General features: G+C 44.8%; 14 protein-coding genes. 10 read left to right on the top strand and 4 right to left on the bottom strand.

Annotation, left to right across the window (positions count from 1 at the left end; translation table 11 throughout):
* The first annotated feature begins 56 nt into the window (after positions 1–56).
* From GA565_RS12800 to GA565_RS24630, 3 genes are all read left to right on the top strand, one after another.
* A complete protein-coding gene (locus GA565_RS12800) occupies positions 57–692 on the top strand; it encodes a TetR/AcrR family transcriptional regulator (RefSeq protein WP_055772191.1) in 636 nt (211 codons plus the stop codon).
* 239 nt (positions 693–931) lie between these two features.
* Positions 932–1,270 (top strand): YebG family protein, encoded by a 339-nt coding sequence (locus GA565_RS12795; protein ID WP_152198762.1) that lies wholly within the window; start codon positions 932–934, stop codon positions 1,268–1,270.
* A 99-nt stretch (positions 1,271–1,369) separates the two neighbouring features.
* On the top strand, positions 1,370–2,209 hold the full coding sequence (locus tag GA565_RS24630) for a hypothetical protein (RefSeq protein ID WP_193311903.1): 840 nt from the start codon (positions 1,370–1,372) through the stop codon (positions 2,207–2,209).
* Between the two features lie 282 nt (positions 2,210–2,491).
* Here the strand turns inward: GA565_RS24630 and GA565_RS12780 are convergent, their stop codons facing one another.
* Positions 2,492–6,334: a hypothetical protein gene (locus GA565_RS12780; protein ID WP_152198761.1), complete on the bottom strand. Its 3,843-nt coding sequence runs from the start codon at positions 6,332–6,334 to the stop codon at positions 2,492–2,494.
* 531 nt (positions 6,335–6,865) lie between these two features.
* Between GA565_RS12780 and GA565_RS12775 the strand changes: the two genes are divergently transcribed.
* From GA565_RS12775 to GA565_RS12765, 3 genes are all read left to right on the top strand, one after another.
* A complete protein-coding gene (locus GA565_RS12775; protein ID WP_152198760.1) occupies positions 6,866–7,705 on the top strand; it encodes an undecaprenyl-diphosphate phosphatase in 840 nt (279 codons plus the stop codon).
* A gap of 27 nt (positions 7,706–7,732) precedes the next feature.
* Positions 7,733–8,008 carry a putative quinol monooxygenase gene (locus tag GA565_RS12770; RefSeq protein WP_152198759.1) on the top strand — a complete coding sequence of 92 codons (276 nt, stop codon included), beginning with the start codon at positions 7,733–7,735 and terminating at the stop codon, positions 8,006–8,008.
* Between the two features lie 94 nt (positions 8,009–8,102).
* Positions 8,103–8,516 carry a hypothetical protein gene (locus GA565_RS12765; protein ID WP_152198758.1) on the top strand — a complete coding sequence of 138 codons (414 nt, stop codon included), beginning with the start codon at positions 8,103–8,105 and terminating at the stop codon, positions 8,514–8,516.
* Positions 8,517–8,866: 350 nt separating this feature from the next.
* Here GA565_RS12765 and GA565_RS12760 read toward each other — a convergent pair whose 3' ends face one another.
* Positions 8,867–10,174 (bottom strand): CyaA/EF/ExoY family adenylyl cyclase toxin, encoded by a 1,308-nt coding sequence (locus tag GA565_RS12760; RefSeq protein ID WP_226950961.1) that lies wholly within the window; start codon positions 10,172–10,174, stop codon positions 8,867–8,869.
* Positions 10,175–10,251: 77 nt separating this feature from the next.
* On the opposite strand from GA565_RS12760, the gene GA565_RS12755 reads away from it, so the two are divergent.
* Together GA565_RS12755 and GA565_RS12750 are read left to right on the top strand one after the other, a co-directional pair.
* Entirely contained in the window at positions 10,252–12,015 is a 1,764-nt protein-coding gene (locus GA565_RS12755) for an inositol phosphate phosphatase SopB (RefSeq protein ID WP_152198757.1), read from the top strand.
* 9 nt (positions 12,016–12,024) lie between these two features.
* Positions 12,025–12,366, top strand: coding sequence for a hypothetical protein (locus GA565_RS12750; RefSeq protein ID WP_152198756.1), 342 nt, complete (start codon positions 12,025–12,027; stop codon positions 12,364–12,366).
* Here GA565_RS12750 and GA565_RS12745 read toward each other — a convergent pair.
* Entirely contained in the window at positions 12,358–13,185 is an 828-nt protein-coding gene (locus tag GA565_RS12745; RefSeq protein WP_152198755.1) for an AraC family transcriptional regulator, read from the bottom strand. The two genes, GA565_RS12750 and GA565_RS12745, sit on opposite strands and share 9 nt — an antisense overlap.
* A gap of 149 nt (positions 13,186–13,334) precedes the next feature.
* Between GA565_RS12745 and GA565_RS12740 the strand changes: the two genes are divergently transcribed.
* Complete coding sequence (locus GA565_RS12740; protein ID WP_152198754.1) at positions 13,335–13,796, top strand: DUF2000 domain-containing protein; 462 nt, start codon at positions 13,335–13,337, stop codon at positions 13,794–13,796.
* Positions 13,797–13,895: 99 nt separating this feature from the next.
* On the opposite strand, the gene GA565_RS12735 is transcribed toward GA565_RS12740, so the two are convergent.
* On the bottom strand, positions 13,896–14,324 hold the full coding sequence (locus tag GA565_RS12735; protein WP_152198753.1) for a GNAT family N-acetyltransferase: 429 nt from the start codon (positions 14,322–14,324) through the stop codon (positions 13,896–13,898).
* Positions 14,325–14,505: 181 nt separating this feature from the next.
* Between GA565_RS12735 and GA565_RS12730 the strand changes: the two genes are divergently transcribed.
* Entirely contained in the window at positions 14,506–16,782 is a 2,277-nt protein-coding gene (locus GA565_RS12730) for an FdhF/YdeP family oxidoreductase (RefSeq protein WP_152198752.1), read from the top strand.
* The last annotated feature ends 201 nt before the right edge of the window (positions 16,783–16,983 follow it).

Below are 16,983 nucleotides of genomic sequence, written 5' to 3'. Positions count from 1 at the left end.
TAGCGTTAACGTGCTTAACTAGAATATGAATAATTGTTCAGATTGTGAATTCGCATATGGTTATCGATGATGGAAAGGGGCTGACCCCCCGTAAACAGCCGCAGCAGGCGCGATCGCAGATGACTGTCGACGCGATTTTTGAAGCCACTATTCAGGTTTTACTCTCTGACGGTTTGCAGCGTTTAACGACAATTCGCGTCGCAGAGCGGGCCGGCGTTTCCGTTGGCACCCTTTATCAATATTTTCCTCAAAAGCAGGCGCTGCTTTTTGCGGTATTGCAGCGCCATCTGGAAATGATGTCGGAGACGATGGAGCTTGCCACCCAATCAGCGCATAACCTGCCGCTGTCGACGATGGTAAATATTGTTGTTAGCGCTTTTATGGCCGCTAAAACGGAAAATGTGCTTCAGGCCTCGGCGCTTTATTCCGTTGCCGGAGAACTCGACTCCCGCGACTATGTACGAGAGATAGAGACTCGTAACCGCGCCAGGCTTGAAGCCATGTTAGAAACAGCTACCGATGTCTGCTTCAACGATCTTAAGGCAACCGCCTTCATGTTTTCAGGCGCGCTAGTAGGGCCAATACGTTTATTACTAGAAAGCCAGCCGCAGCCAGAAACTATTCGCGCTTTTGGCCACGAGCTTGAGTTGCTATGTCTCGGTTATTTAGAGCGGGCGGGGAACCCTCGATAAGTGACAATGTCACTTATTTGACGCTAATATGCCTCTTTGTTTTTTATTGTTGTACTGGATTTTAAGTTTAGTGCAATAAACGCCCAAAAATGGGTGTGTGAAATGAAAAATCTGGCAGCAATCAGCCGCATGGATGACCCAGAATTCACGTAGCGCGATCAGAATCTTCAGGCCTCACCAGTGGCAATGCTGCACAAACGCTGATAGACTGTATATAATTACAGTATAAGGAGTCAATCATGGCTGTTGAAACAAAATTCGTTGTGGTCAGAAAAGGTGAAGAGAAAATGACATTTGCCAGCAAGAAAGAAGCGGATGCCTACGACAAAATGCTTGATATGGCCGAAGCGTTCACCGATTGGCTAATGCAGAGTGGCCTTGCGATCGAAGAGTCTCAGGCTGAGAGCGTGGCACTGCTGCTTGCCGAGCAAAAAGAAACTGTTCAGCACATCCTCCGGACCAGTAAATTACCAGAAGTGAAGGGCGGTGAGGGCGCTCGCGAGGTTGAAGAGTCTGAAAAACTAGACACTGATGAACTTGATAATGACAAAAAGATCCGCGCAGTTAAAGCAGCCTGATCGCTTTTTCAAGACCTTATGTTTAAGCCCGCCGAATAAATCGCGGGCTTTTTGTTATTTAGAGCGGTGAACTGTCTGGTTTTGGTCAAGATTTACAGCATGACATTCATCTCAATATCTTTATCAGTTATGATGTTAGCCGGGTCACAAAAACATACGATAGGAAGACGTCGCAACATGATTAACCGTTTCACACTGATTGCCATCACCGCAGCCCTTACGCTGACCGGTTGTGCAAAGATTACTGCTGCAACGTCAGCGGCCAAGACGGCGGCAAGCGCTGCATTAACTCCGGCTAAAGTCAATATTGCAGATTTCTCTTCCGGGCCAACGGTGGTAACAGTTACCCATGTTCCAGCGTTGGCAGATGACGGTGCGCCGGTGTATGTGACCGTAGATGGTACCGATGCTGGTATTCTTGCTATTGGTCAAACGGTTGAGCTGCACGTCAGCGCCGGTAAACATCAAATCGGCGGCTATGCGCGTTCTATGGTAGGGCGTGTAACAATCCCTGGAGTGGAAGTCACCACGGCGCCCACTATTGAACAGCACGTAAATTATTCCGTTACGGATACGACACCCAAGTTCTCTGTGCGCCCGTCGACTAAGGTCATGTTCAATACACCGGCCGCACCGGCAGCAGCAACTGTGCCAACAACCCCGACTGCGCCAACAGCAACCACGGTTCCTTCCGTACCAACGTCGATAGTGACTCCGACGGCAACAACAACGCCGGCTGCAGCAACAGGAACATCTACAACAACCCCGTCAACATCGACAAGTCCTACAACAACAACGCCGGCAGCGACATCAACTCCGACGACAAACGCCACGCCAACGACATCGGGAACCACGTCAACACCAACATCTTCAGCGCCAACCACGTCGACGCCAGAAACGACAACAACTCCCGCCGCAACAACTACGACCACGGAATAGTGTCGAGCCTGTCTGCGTACTGAATAAAAGCTGCCTGATGGAGAGAGTCTGTCAGGCAGCATTATGAACAACTCCCCATATCATGACAAAGCCAAAACCTCAGAATCCGCGTAACGCTACCTTGGTGCGCATAATGTATATTATGTTAAATAGAGTGTATTGGTGGATGATTATCTTCTCTATCCCGACAGATCAGATCCCACCTTCAAATTCAGCAGCGACTTTACCCAAACAAGCGCCCTGTCTGAGCAATCAATAGTCCAAACATCTGGCTATCATTTATCAAGCAAGCAGCGCACTGCGACTTGGCTTTTTAACCGGAGCTGATGTGTCAGGTGAATAAATAGTTTTTTCAACTTTCGCAACAGGAGTAGCTGCAGTTCGCCCAGAGTCTATGCTCATACTCACCCTTTCATTAGCGGAGAGTTCCTTAAGTAATTGCACATTCTCTTCGTTAACGGTTTTCAATGCCGTAACATAAGTTTCAAGATTATTTGCAAGTATGGCTGTTTCACAGACCCCCATCACTGATAACAGATTTTCCTGGTACTTTTCTGGCACGCCAGATTCCAAAAGACTTAGAGCTTTTGCCCATACGCTGTGCAACTCTGTATTGGCAGTATTAAGATTTTGTCTGTTAGCGATTTCATGCTGCAGTTCGCCCTCTCTTGTCATTGACCCAATGTCACGGCCAGCGGGTCTTAACATGCTTTGTTGATCTTCAGCCCATAAATCCATGGCCAGACCGATGGCCACACTGACAGGATTGAAACCTTCGGGCTGTAAATTATTACTGACCAGAGATTCTTCTCTCGCCTTAATCCTCTGAATTTCTGACTCCATTTCTTTTTGAAGGCCACTTATCTTGGCCAGTTTCACATTATTTTTTGCAAAATCATGTAAACACTTGACCCATTCAGGTTCAGGTTCGTGCTGTCTTGCGGTTGATTTTATATCAGAGGATACCTTCGCCTCAGCAAATCGGTTAAGCCAGAATTCTGTTCCGGCCTGGCCACGTGCATAACTCACATTGTCTTTCAACTGAGCATCCTGCAGCATTCCCCTCGTGATGGGCCGATTAAGAAATTGCAGGTGCCCTTGAATTCGTACAGAACTTTCCACTGCTTTACGCAAGTTGGCAACGTTCTTATTGTCACTTTTCACACAGGAAAAAACCGGCTCCTTATACATTATGAAACCTGCCCCTGCTAATAAGCGCAACGACTCTGTAAACAAGCTCTGCGCATGCAGAACTTGCGGTAAAAACTCTTTTAAATTTTCATTACTTGCCATATCGTTGGCATTCAATTTGTTTAAGTTTTTCCCAATGATATTCACTCGATTATAAAAATTATTTTTTTCAAAAATTTTCCTGTTGATCCCTTGGCTCAAAACACACGACTCAATCATGAGTTCTTTAATTTCCTCAGCCACCACCTTGCTGCTACTGAACTCATTTAAAAGCAAGCTGAGCCGCACGCCCGCGGGCTGACTCATCAATTGTGGTAATAAATTTAAAAAATCTAACTTTTCAATTTTTTTAGTCGGGAATAAAGCGCTGTACGCCCTTTCTGGGCTCAACTTTTTGTTCTGTAAAGCCGTGAGCAAACCCTCAGAAATTTCCTCTACAATAAGTGCTCCTCCACATTCGTTTTTCCCGGTAAAGATAGATTTTGTTACCCATGATGCAGCTTCTGCATCCTTTAACCAAACAAGCCAATTATCCAAGCCCGCCTCCATTGCCTCTCGTGATCCCGCTAACACTTCTGTTGGATCTTGCTGCTCTAACCCCCCCTTGCCTTTCTCCTCGTGCACTTGCGAAAAACTGACTGTATTCAGATGGGCGCTAGAATTTGCAGTAACTGTATTTATGGGATTTTTTCGAGCTGAGACATCCCCAATATCCACGGCATTCAGCACTGTAGATATGGGCTCAATGTGTTTTGAATCTGGCAGGTTTTTGCGAACAGGTAGCCCAAGGTAACGTACAGATGCTATTTCCTGATTAAGAGCTTGTTTTAATTCCGATAGCGATAAAGGTTCAAGCATTTTTCTAATTTTTTTCAGAGTATCATTATCCAGCAAGGGATTACTCATTTCCTGCAGCTCAACTAATTTACTGATATATTGATCACAAACCTGTAAGGTCTTTTTAATTTCCGTAGTCGAGTTTTCGTATTCCCCCCGACTTTCCAACTGATTGATGTATAATTTTGTCTCTGCCTTAACTTTTTCCGTTTCTAACTTCAAAGGTTGTAGTATTTTCTCATCAATGGACATGGATAACTTGTATATTCTAACTGCTTGACCGTAGATGCCTTGCGCTACAGTAGTCATCAACTTTTTGTCATTAACTTGGCTTCTAAGCGCGTGAAGATTTTCTTTTATTTTGTTATCAAATTCATTTGTTGTAAATTTAAAAAAATGATTAGTAGGCCATTTTTTTATTTCAGAAATCATATTTTTAAGTGAGTTATCAACATCTTTATAAAATAGTTTCTCATTCCATCCTGCTTTTGGGGCAAGATGCTCAGGCGCGACTGTATCTGATAACTTAGAGCGTTTAGATGCCACTGGCGCGGTCTGAATATCAACACCAGAGTGTAAGTGTCGTTTGCTCGAAAAATGCTCTCCCACACTCTCGGCAGGTACAGGGGTATTGATCTGTTCATCAATAAGAGACGTTGCAAATTCCTCGACTTGCGCCAGAAAATCCAAATCTACCGGATTATCAAAATTGGCTTCTCCATAGTTCTGTACCTTATTTCCTTGAGATACTGCATTACACCAGTTTTTATTGTTAGGACTAATCCATTGGCCGTTGTCTAATATTAATTTACCGTCACTTTCCCATTTATTCATTTTTTCTATGAAGAGTTGGGTGTATTCATCCGCTTTACACACAATGCCGGCCCAAGGGTCCAAAGCCCAGCAGTCAGTATAGTCTGAAAAATGTACATTATCAGTAGCTGTTCTTGGCGGAATGCCGACCAGTGTGAAAGCATGTGTTCCCTTGTCATCAACAAGGTATTGCCTTGCATAACCACCACTGTTATTTATAATCTGAGCCGAAATACCGGCCATTTCACCACAGTTTCCCGCTCCTGCGGCCATTGCTCGTGTAAAGTCTAATTTTGTTCCTAGGGCGTAGGTGTTTTTTTGAATGTTTATAACTTGTGGAGTAGCTCTTTCCAAACGTTTAACACTTTCTTGGGCAGCAGGTTTGACTTTATTCCCTGATTTTACATTGAGATTTTTAAATCGATTTCTTGTTAAGATAAAAGAAGCGTTAGCGAGAAATTCGTTCTTTTTATCTTTTAAAATAAAAGCGTTTTCGTATCCACTAATAGTCGGTAATTTATAATCATCAGCACTAAAATCGACCTGGCTTTCACCCGCTTTCGGCGAGCTATTAATATCATCTAGATCCATACCCATACAATTTGACCAATCTATTTCTTCTAGATTCAAAAGATAATCTGACTCTCCAAAATTCAATGGTTGCCCTTGCAAATATTTTTTTAAAACATTATTACATTCTTCCTTCTCATCTGAATAATTATTTTTCGCATCAACCCTACTCGTGCTCGCCTTGAAAACCTGTAACTCCGTGCTCTCACCAATGGATTCCAATAATTTTGCTATCGCAGTATCATTGCAATACGTATCCTGTGAAAGAATATTCATCAAGGGGTGCGTAATACTAGAAGTGTTTATATTGAAATCCATAAGTGATTTAATTAAATCACTGGCTAACTGCACTTTCTGTGGATTATATTGACTATCAATGCTGTCAATACTGGCTAACATATTTGTGTAGAGTTCGGGATTATGACAGTACTGAAGCATGTCAGACGTTATGGAATCACTAAAGTCTATATCGTTTAAATCAATAGTTGATAAATCAAGTTGCTTACCAATAGGATTAGTGATGAGTACTTGAGCTAAGGCTTGAGTTTTTTTATTCTGGAAGTCCTTTCTTTCATCAATAGTGCTAGTAGACGGCGCTGATTCTTCTAAAAATTTTATATTTTGATCGAAAATTTTAGGGGTATTAATTAAATCACTCTGAATGTCAGAGTCTATGGGATTATTTATACTCGTGATGCTAATATTTTTATACATTATTACAATCCTTGTATCAAAAAGAAATATCCTAATATAAGAATATCCTTAATCAACAGTTTATTTCTTTCGAATAAAGGGTTTTCCTATCGGAAATTTACAACCAGCCGGGAAAATTACGATCGCCGCATGGCGGCCCTTACGCTGTCACTTCACTCAATGGCATCGATTTGGCAAATCGCCCTCGCCCCACTTCGCGCAATGCTGGTGATATCTGGGCAGAAAAATGTACTGCCTCTCACCCCCACCGCACATCAGCAAAGCCGACTGCAGTCTCGCCATGATGCCCTAGCTGCTTCGTGCTCCTTTACTGGCCGCAACGGTGAGTCTGATGTAGTTTGGGCTGTCCCCCATTTGGGACAAATTTGTCGATATGAAAATAAATGAAGGTTAAACAGAATCTTGATTAATACTCTGCGCCTCACATAAAAATTAAAATAGTAATAACCAACGCATATAGTTATGCGGGCGCTGGCGAAAGTGTAGTCATCCCTATCAGATGTTTGTCCCCGTTTTTCCCCCGGAGAAGATATGACGTTTTTGAATATACTGATATTGGCTATTATTCAGGGGCTTGCCGAGTTGCTTCCTGTTTCCAGTTCGGCGCACGTTATTATGGCTGAAAAAATTCTTGGTCTTGACCCAAGTGCACCAGATATGACGTTACTATTAGTTATGTTGCATACCGGCACCATGTTTGCCGTTATCGTGCATTTTTGGCGGTCATGGCGTGAAACTTATTTCAGTTCTGCGGCTGCGTTCAAACACAATGCACTGCGCATTATTCTGGCAACAATGATGACCGGCATTGTGGGACTCATTCTGCTTCATCTGATTAAAAAGTTTTATGCCAGCGATGCCTCAACTTTCGAAATTGAGTCTCTGTTTAGCAACAGCAAACTGATCGCCTCGGGATTAGTCGCTGCAGGTATCCTCATCATCGTCTCGTCCAGAATCAAAGAAAGCCACAGCAAAGAACTCTCGCTTTTCCAATCAATGGCCATCGGTATTGTTCAGGGACTCTGCCTCCCTTTTCGCGGTTTTTCGCGCTCGGGAGCCACTATTTCAACGGGTTTATCGCTGGGCGTGGCTAGAAAAACCGTTGAGGAATTCAGCTTTGCCCTGGCCGTTGTTCTAACACCGGTGGTTATTCTTAAAGAGTTTGTACGCGTTTACCAGAACGGCCCCTCGGCCTATCCGACAGGCATGCTTTCATCAATATTGCTGCCAAGCCTGTTGGGCATGGTGTTTAGCTTTATTGCCGGACTGCTGGCATTACGCTGGCTTGCGGGCTGGCTTGAACACGGTAAATGGCACCTTTTTGGCGGATATTGTATTTTTGCAGCCTGTGTTGTGCTGTGGATTGGCTAATTTATTTGCGAATATAGAGGGAGAAAAATGATCAAGCTGAGTGGACGTTTGGTATGTAAAAGTATTGAGGAATCAAACCTCGTTCGTCATCATCTTCCTGAGCATATGAGGCTGACGAAGGATGAAGCGGGATGCGTTTCTTTTGAGGTGACCGAGACCGCCGATCCTCTCATCTGGAAGGTGGAAGAGCTCTTTACCAATAAAGAGACATTTGCCACCCATCAGGTAAGAACAAAAGCGTCACTGTGGGGTTCTGAAACCCGCACAATTGTGCGGGAATATGAAATCTCCGAAATCGAATAATTCTTCACACATTTGACTTCGAGTTCAGCCTCATGCTGCACTCGAAGGGGCAACTTGGGCATAAACTTGCTTATTATTTATGGAGATAGCCACTGTGTTTAGTAAAGACCATCGTATTAACATGCACATCGACAATGGTTTGTTTAACGGTAAAACTGTTTACATTCATTACACTTCTAAGGAAGGACTTGATGCGATAAAAATGCAAAGAAAAATATCAGCAAATCCAAATAGTGAACGCAGGGGAATAAATGCCAAAAAAGGGGTATACCTCACCTTTGCTAAGGATGCTATGAATGGCATGAATGCACATAACCTTCTATTTTTTGGTGAAGAAAAATACGTATCAAGTGCTATGTATTGCGTTATTTTTGTCTTCAATAATCCTCTTTACCTGCATTCGGCTCCGGTCACTTCAGGGAGTCATGTAACAGAGGTTATTTCATCGAATGACATACATTTTCATCAAATAAACATCATATACGAGGGTAAAAATCCATTCGTTTAGACAAATACATATCCTGGATTGGTATTGTTGTGTTTTAAGCTGTTACAGCCTGTGGCGTCAGTTGTTCACAAACGCCTAGGCTAAAAAATTTTCATATCCAAACTTCCTCTTTTAACGCCCTATTCCATAGCATTTACTTATCCCTAAACACCCACTAATAATGACTTCATCACCTTGCCGATCAATACATTTCACTATAACCCAATAGATAATATGGAGTTAGCCCTTTGGATAATGCGTAAGCTTTAAAGTTTACCTATAAGCTTCAGTTATCGGAGAAATACGACGTAATTAAAGCCTGTAAACCACACCCTTTCGGAAAGTGGTTAGGCATTTGGGCAGGATTTTACCTATCGTAAAAATCGAGAGAAGTTGGTCGCAATATTTTTTTTTGCTTCAGTAAAGCTTTCAGAACGAATATCTGTAATATTTTTTTCCCAAAGCGGATTTAACGGTACATGATAGCCTTCATTTTTTGCCGCCAGAACGAGAGCTTTTAACTCTTCAAAGTCTTTTATCACACAAATTTCATCAAACTGCCCCAATGGTTTGGGAAGTGTAAAAGCTGCAGGGAAATTAGCTTCCATATCAGTCGCAGGACTGGCTGTATCGCTGCCATGGTGTACAACTGGCTCTCCGGTACCCACAAGGCGCTTGTTAATCTCAGGGATCATATCGCGAATTCGTGACGAAACATTACCAATCTCTTTATCTTGCGGCTTATAAAAAGTAGCCGGATTTGCATAAGCTTTCTTTAGAGGGTCGGCAAGATTTTCTGGCCGTGTCTTATACTTATTTATTCTGGCCTTGAAAACATCATGTGACACGTCGTGAAGGGGCAGCATATCCTGCGCGCCAAAATCTTCAATAGAAGGAGCAATCATCAAAAGATCATAATCCGCTGTAAGGGGTTTTTTATTTTGTCCCGGTGGTGCCAGCACTTCAATGGGGACTCCATCATGCCTGACCTGGTATACTCCTGGTTCTTTGTCAGAGTGGACTAACGTAAATTTATGATTAACACCCTCCGGTGTTTTAGATTCTAATTCAATGGGTTGCCTTTGAGCATTATATTTTACATTGTTAATAACACTCTTTTCGATGAGTAAATTAAGCCGCTCACGAGTAATTTCTAACGGTATCTTCTGAGCATAACCTTCCGTCAAACATGACTCAACTTGCTCATTAAATTTACCCAATCGTTGAGGCTGATCGGCAAGCTTACTCAATTCTTGTTTTACACAGATAAAGGCCGTTTGCGGTCCCCAATTTGCACTTTTACCCTTAATATGAAAACCTTTAGTCGGGTGCCCCTTCTCTATTAAATCCGTTGCCATTTCATCGACCGGTCGAATACCGATAATACAATTTTTCTCTTTCGCTAAAACTTGTAATTCAACAAGATGATCAGGGACAACGCCAACATGTTCCCTCCTGCAAAGCTCCTTAACTTCAGTCAATCTGTCTTCATTGCCTTTTGGCAGTGACTTCTCAGAAGGTGATAAGTGTGGGTATTCGTTAGATACGAAAGATTTTGGAGTTGGAACAATAGTTGCCACAGTAAATTCCTCATTAAAAGCGATGTTTATTGACATATCATCGTCGAATGAATAATGAGTTTCTTTCGGTTTTATGGTTAAAATGTAGTTTTTATGCATTTTAATTCCTTAAAATTGCTTGTGGCCTGCAGCCCATTCTGAGACAGCATTTTTCATTGTCCCAAATCTGTAATTTTATGCGTAAATTCGAAAGAAACACTTTGCCTATTCATTATGATGATGTGGTGCGAGCTTCATCATCACAAACCCGCTCGACTCTCTTTAGTGCAGGAGGCACAGTGAAACTACCCTTTATCCACGTATCACCAAGTTCTTATAATGTAGAGTCGAATCTGCCAACTTCAGGCATGCAAAGCGGGTCAGCTATTCTCACCAAATGTGAAAAATCACCCCTGAAAGGTGAGCTAAAAATACAGGAAATGAGAGTCCAGAGTGAAGACCTCAAAAGTTCAACTCGTTCGGTAAGCGCTTTAAAACAACTCGAAGGGGGGCTCGTCAGTACCGCTGACTGTGTGATGGATAAGCTCAAGCTGAATAAGCAGGGTTTGTCATCTTTACCCGGCCTTTTAAAAACCTCAGGTGATGATAGTCGGGCCTCTACCAAGCAGGAAAAGAGTACAGTTCGAAAATTGAATGCAACGTTAATCAACCATGTAGCACTGAAGTACAGCAGTAAAAATACGGTATCGTTAAAGGAATCGAAGGCGTTTATTAAAGAGCAGTTTGCACAGACGGGTACACACCTGCGTAATAATAAGCCGTGGAATACGCTGAATAATACGATCTCACATAACCAAAGAGATTATGCCTGCACCCTAATCCCTGCCGGGAACATGAAACTGGGTAATGATGATATTTTCCCGACAAGTTACGAAGGCAAAGGCGTCTGTAGCTCATCGGACAAAGAAGCTAATCACGCGGTAAACCTATGGTCCTCCGAAATATCTGTACCAGGAGAAGGCGGAAAGCCCAAAACGTTATTCAAGGGGCTCCGACACGGTATTCTCTCGCCGTATGCGATGAAAGAGTCTGATCCGGCCCGGCAGGCAGGAGCTTTGACGCGGGCAAAAGAGGTGGCGACCGCGGCACTCTTCAGCAAACCTGAATTATTGAAAAGGGCGTTGGCCGGGCACACCGTTCCTTTACAAATTGTGTCCACGGCGCTGGTCACTGCGAGCAAAGTCCAGGGAGAAGATGTAATGCTCAAAGATCAGATTGAAGCCTGGAAAATGCTGAGCAAACAAACGCCATCGGTTCTGTCAGTACGTGGGGAAAACGGCAAGATGCAGGAGGTGAAAATAAATATTGCCGTGGCGGCCTTTAATTTCGGCGTCAATGAAATAGCGCTAAAATTCGGTTTAGGCTGGTCTGCATCAGATAAATACAATGCGGATGCCATCAATCAATTATTAGGAAGTTCTACAAAACCAGGTGCTGCTACTCTGGGAGGTATGGTGGGTGACTATCTTAAAACACAACCGGCTAATGCCGTAAAAGTTAATGAGCTGGCACAGCAACTGATACAGATTCTGTCGAGCAACTCACACCATCGGGATGGTGGTGAACCTTATAAAGCTGCACAGCGTGTAACCATGCTAGCGTATGAAATTGGTGCGGTGCCTTGTTGGAACTGCAAAAGTGGCAAGGACAGAACGGGCATGTTAGATGCCGAAATAAAACGCGAGGCCATTAGCCAACATCAGGGGCAGCCTTTATCTCAGCCCGCTAATCCTCTTGACGAGAAAAACCAAAAAATATTTCAGCAGGTACTGCTTAACGGCGGGAATAATGAGATTCAGACCTATAACACTAGCGCTGCAGGCAACAAGGTATTAAAAAACATTCAGGTCAGTGCGTTAAAATTATCGTATGACCAACGAATTGGTGATACCCGTGTATGGAAAGAGACACAGGGTCTTTCGCGACTGGTTAAAGGCTAACGAAAAAAGATGCTCAATATAATTTATCGTCTTTACGACGCATTAGGCTTGGAAATTGACGGCGATGATCCGGCTTTAGTCATTGACAGCGATCTGACTGTTTATTTCAACGAGTCGGGCGAAACGCTTGAGATGTGCTGTCCGGTGGGGATTTTGCCCTCGGACGTCACTTTGCTACACAAGGCATTGCAATTAAATTACTCTAGCCCAGTGACATTAGCGGCAGATGCAGACAATAAACTGCTGCTTGCTCTGATGCGCTTTGCGCAGGAAAGTAGTGCGTCTGAGGTTGAGGCAGGCCTGTATCAGCTCGTAGACGTCACCCGCGCCATGCGTAAAAACTTACTCTAAGGGATGAAAAGCCCTTTGATATAGACCCGGCGTGACGCCCATGAATCTTTTAAACCAGCGTGTAAAATGGGCCTGATCTGAAAAACCCGACAACGCACCAGCATTGACCAAAGTCACTCCCTGACGCAGCAGGCGCATGGCGAATCTCACTCGCGCCTGTCGCTGGTAGGCATGGGGCGTCATGCCGTAGGTGCGCTCAAAGGCACGAAATAATTTGTACTGCGGAAGCCCTGTTTGCTGTGCAATGGTTACCAGACTGACGTTATCCTGCAAGTGCGCATCAAGAAAATCACGCGCCATTCTTACTGCCCCCAATTCATTGCCGTCTTTCTCAATATGATAACTGTGCTTCACATGCCTTTCTAAAAGCTGGTCGGCAAAAGAGAGATAGGCGCGGTCTCGATAAAGGCGCGACCCTTCAACTTCGGAGCATTGGTGCAGCGCATGGAGATGTGCAATAACCTCTGGGTCATTGATAATCGGTCCGGCAAGCGCGGGAAGGTTGGCACCACGTTCGCCACGAACCAATTGGCGTAAATGCGCGACATCGACATACAGAGTGCGCAATCGCCACCCTTTTTCATCGGTTGCCCATCCTGCATGGGGCTCATCGGCATCAATGGCATAAAGATCACCTTTGCGTGCAACAAATTCGGTCCCACGCATTTTAATACGAATGCTGCCTTCGGTAAGCAAGGCAAAACAGGCTGTCTCGTGGGTATGAACGTCGTAGGCATAGTCCACAAAACGTCCGTGTATCAACTCGGCCTGTAGCTCGTGACTTCGCCAGATATTAATATCAGATTGAATTGATGACATTACCAAACCCCATTACTGGTTTAAAAAGTACTAATCTGCACCTCGTGCAATAGCGTTCAATACGTGCCCTTTTCTTTCTAGCATAGTGTCCACCTGCTTCACAAACATCTTGATAAAACACTATACAGCTATTTTTAAGGAGTATTGAAATGACCGACGTTGTTACTGCTGAAAGCCCCGCTGCAGATACTGTTAAAAATATAAAACTTGAACGCTGTGTCATTGTTCTCAATCAAAGTCTCACACCCGGTAGAGCAGCCAATGCGGCCGCGGTCATTGCCTTAACTATTGGCCAGCGGCACCCGCAGCTCGTCGGACAACCCTTGGTTGATGCTAGCGATGTGTCCCACCCCGGATTAATTCCGCTAGGTATTGCCGTACTTTCAGGTTCTGGAATACGGCTGCGAGAACTACGCCAAAAAGCAGCCGAGTTAGGAAATATTGATTTGATAGATTTCCCTGTTCAGGGGCAGCAAACCAAAAATTATGCCTCTTTTCAGGAAGCAGTGGCGATCATCCCTCTTAATGAAATGGAATATTCAGGCGTCGCATTAGTGGGTGGCAAGAAAGCGATTTCAAAAATCGTAGCCGATTTGACGCTGTTTGCCTGAGAATCAATCAAATACAATCATTATAAAAAGGGCACGGATTGCGTGCCTTTCAACATGCTTTTTAATCAGTTCGGCTACGGTTTCGTCTTGAGAAAAAAACTAAACACGAAGCTCATAATAAATATCGAATTCATCCTCGTGAGTTTGAATGAAACCATGCTTTACATAGAAAGCATTGGCCGGACTTCCTCGCAGTGCACCCAGCTTAACGGGAAGCTGAAGGGCTTTTGCCTTCCCGGTGATGTGTTCAATCACAGCCTTACCCAATCGTAAATTCTGATATTCGGCCAATACATAAAGATGATCTAAATAAAGATGGTCAACTTTATTTCTCAGCACAAATAAACCTGCCAGCGTGCCCTGATGAAGGATTTTGAAGGTTTCTGCCGCAACATAGGTATCGAGAAAACGCTTCCTAACCCGCTGAGCGTCATAGCGACCAAGCTCTTCAAGACTCGGCCTCATCGCTGCTGCTCTGATCTCCGCGAGTTCAATCGCATCCTCTGGTTTTGCCTGAATCCAATCCATGAAATCCCCTTTATCGATTAAGCCAGTATTGGCTTATATAACAGAAAATCGGATTAGTTTTAACACCTACCCACACTCATATTTTTACAATATTTGTGGTCCCTTCTGCCTCAAGTTCCCGAGCAGTGATTACACTTATCCGTACAAAGAGTGTATTTCATCTCTATTTGCAGGAGTTTTTATGACTAAGAAAAGACGCGCAGTTCCCGGCATACATCCCTACGACGGGCCTGCAGGTGGCTGGGGAGCGTTGAAAGCGACGGCTATTGCAGTGCGTACACAAATGGACAATTTGACGGCGCCGGCCACGCTGCTTCGCACCAATCAGCCCGATGGTTTTGATTGTCCGGGCTGCGCATGGCCAGATAAAGAGCAACACTCGACGTTCCAGTTTTGTGAAAATGGCGCCAAGGCCGTCACGTGGGAAGCAACCAGTAAACGCGTTAAGCCGGAGTTTTTGGCGCAAAACACGGTTACCTCACTGCTGCAAAAATCGGACTACGAGTTAGAAAACTTTGGTCGTTTGACCCATCCATTGGTCTACGACAGTGAAACAGACACGCTGCGCCCCGTTGAGTGGGAAACGGCCTTTAACCATATCGCCGAGGTGTTGCAGGGACTTCATTCACCCAATGAAGCAGAGTTTTATACTTCCGGCCGCGCCTCAAACGAAGCCGCCTATATGTTTCAACTCTTTGCCCGCGAATACGGCACCAATAATTTCCCCGACTGCTCCAACATGTGCCACGAGGCCACCAGTGTCGGCTTGCCCTTCTCTATCGGCATTGGTAAAGGCACCGTCTCTCTTGACGACTTTGATGAAACCGAGCTGGTTATCTCGATGGGACATAATCCCGGCACCAACCATCCCCGTATGATGGGGACGCTGCACGAATTGGCGAAAAAAAATGTGCCAATCGTGGTTCTAAATCCGCTTCGTGAGCGCGCACTTGAACGATTTGCTGACCCACAAAGTGTGATAGAAATGGCGACCTATAGCTCCACTGATATCGCCTCAAATTACTTTCAAGTGAAAGCCGGGGGTGACGCTGCCGCGCTTAAAGGGATAATAAAAGCACTGCTGCTGCTTGAGCAAGTCAGGGGTGACGTGCTGGATAAAGACTTTATTGCCGCTCATACCCAAGGTTTTGAAGCTTTGAGTGCCGATATTAACGCCACGGACTGGGATGAAATAGAAAAAGAGAGCGGTTTGGTTCGTCAAAATCTCGAACAAATTGCCGAGCTTTATGCTAAATCGAAGGCCACTATCGTCACTTATGGCATGGGAATTACCCAGCATAATAAGGGCACTGCCAACGTTCGCTTAATCGCCGACCTGCTGCTGATGCGCGGCAATATGGGCAAGCCTGGTGCGGGTATTTGTCCTTTACGTGGTCACTCAAACGTTCAGGGCAATAGAACTGTTGGGATTACAGAGAAACCATCGGCGGCATTTTTAGAAAAGATTGAGCAAGTTTTTGGTTTTACTCCGCCTAAAGAGCACGGCCACGATGCGGTTAAAGCCATGCAGGCTATGGTTGAAGGGACGGCCAAGGTGCTCATCTGCCTGGGCGGTAATCTGGCGGTGGCGCTCCCCGACCCTGAAAAATGCTTTCCGGCAATGAAAACCCTCGATTTAAGTGTGCATGTGGGCACCAAGCTAAATCGTTCGCACCTGCTGGTTGCAAAAGAAACGTATATTTTGCCCTGCCTGGGGCGAACCGAACTTGATTTGCAGGCCAGCGGAAGGCAATCCGTCACTGTTGAGGACTCAATGTCGATGGTGCACGCATCGTCCGGCAAGCTTAAGCCTGCTTCTGATCAGCTGCTTTCCGAGCCCGCTATTGTTGCTGGTATGGCCAAGGCCGCCCTGCCTGACAGTAAAGTCCCGTGGATGGCGTTGGTGGCCGACTACAGTATGGTTCGTGACCTCATCGAAAAAACCGTGCCCGGTTTTGATAAATACAATGAACGAATTGCCACCCCTGGCGGATTCCGCATGCCCCTGCCGCCAACGGAGCGCAAATGGACTACGGCCTCAGGCAAAGCCATGTTCTCGGTATTTGACGGCGTAAACGAGGACGCACTCGTTGATGGTGATGATGTATTACGCATGATAACGCTGCGCAGTCACGATCAGTATAATACGACGATTTATGCGTTGGACGATCGCTATCGTGGCGTGTTTGGCCGCCGGGATATCTTGTTTATGAGCGATGTCGATCTTGACAAGCGCGGTCTCGAACACGGTGATTTAGTGGATATTGAAACCGTGGTAGCGGGCAGCAGTCTGCGTTTGGAAAATATGACTGTCATTGCCTATAACATCGCTCCCGGCTCAGTAGGCGCTTATTATCCAGAGGCAAACGTGCTCATCCCGCTAGACTATATTGATAAACAAAGCGGCACGCCGTCTTATAAATCTGTACCGGTTCGGGTAATCCAGCATGTAGGCTAATTCAGTAATCAATATTGAGTTACTCATACTGCCGCACCCTATGCGGCAGTATTTTAACCGCAAATGTATGCGTTTATTCTCTGCCCGCTTTTTCTACGCTTTAATCGCACATCCTTAAAGTCACTATCACCAAAAAAATCAAATCAGCACAATTTTTATTCAAAAAAACCATAACATTAGTCATTTTAAGCATTTGTGGTT

The sequence above is a fragment of the Rouxiella sp. S1S-2 genome (assembly GCF_009208105.1).
Taxonomy (GTDB): domain Bacteria; phylum Pseudomonadota; class Gammaproteobacteria; order Enterobacterales; family Enterobacteriaceae; genus Rouxiella.
The sequence above is the reverse complement of the archived record's forward strand: the minus strand, read 5'-3'. Positions and strand labels throughout refer to the sequence as shown.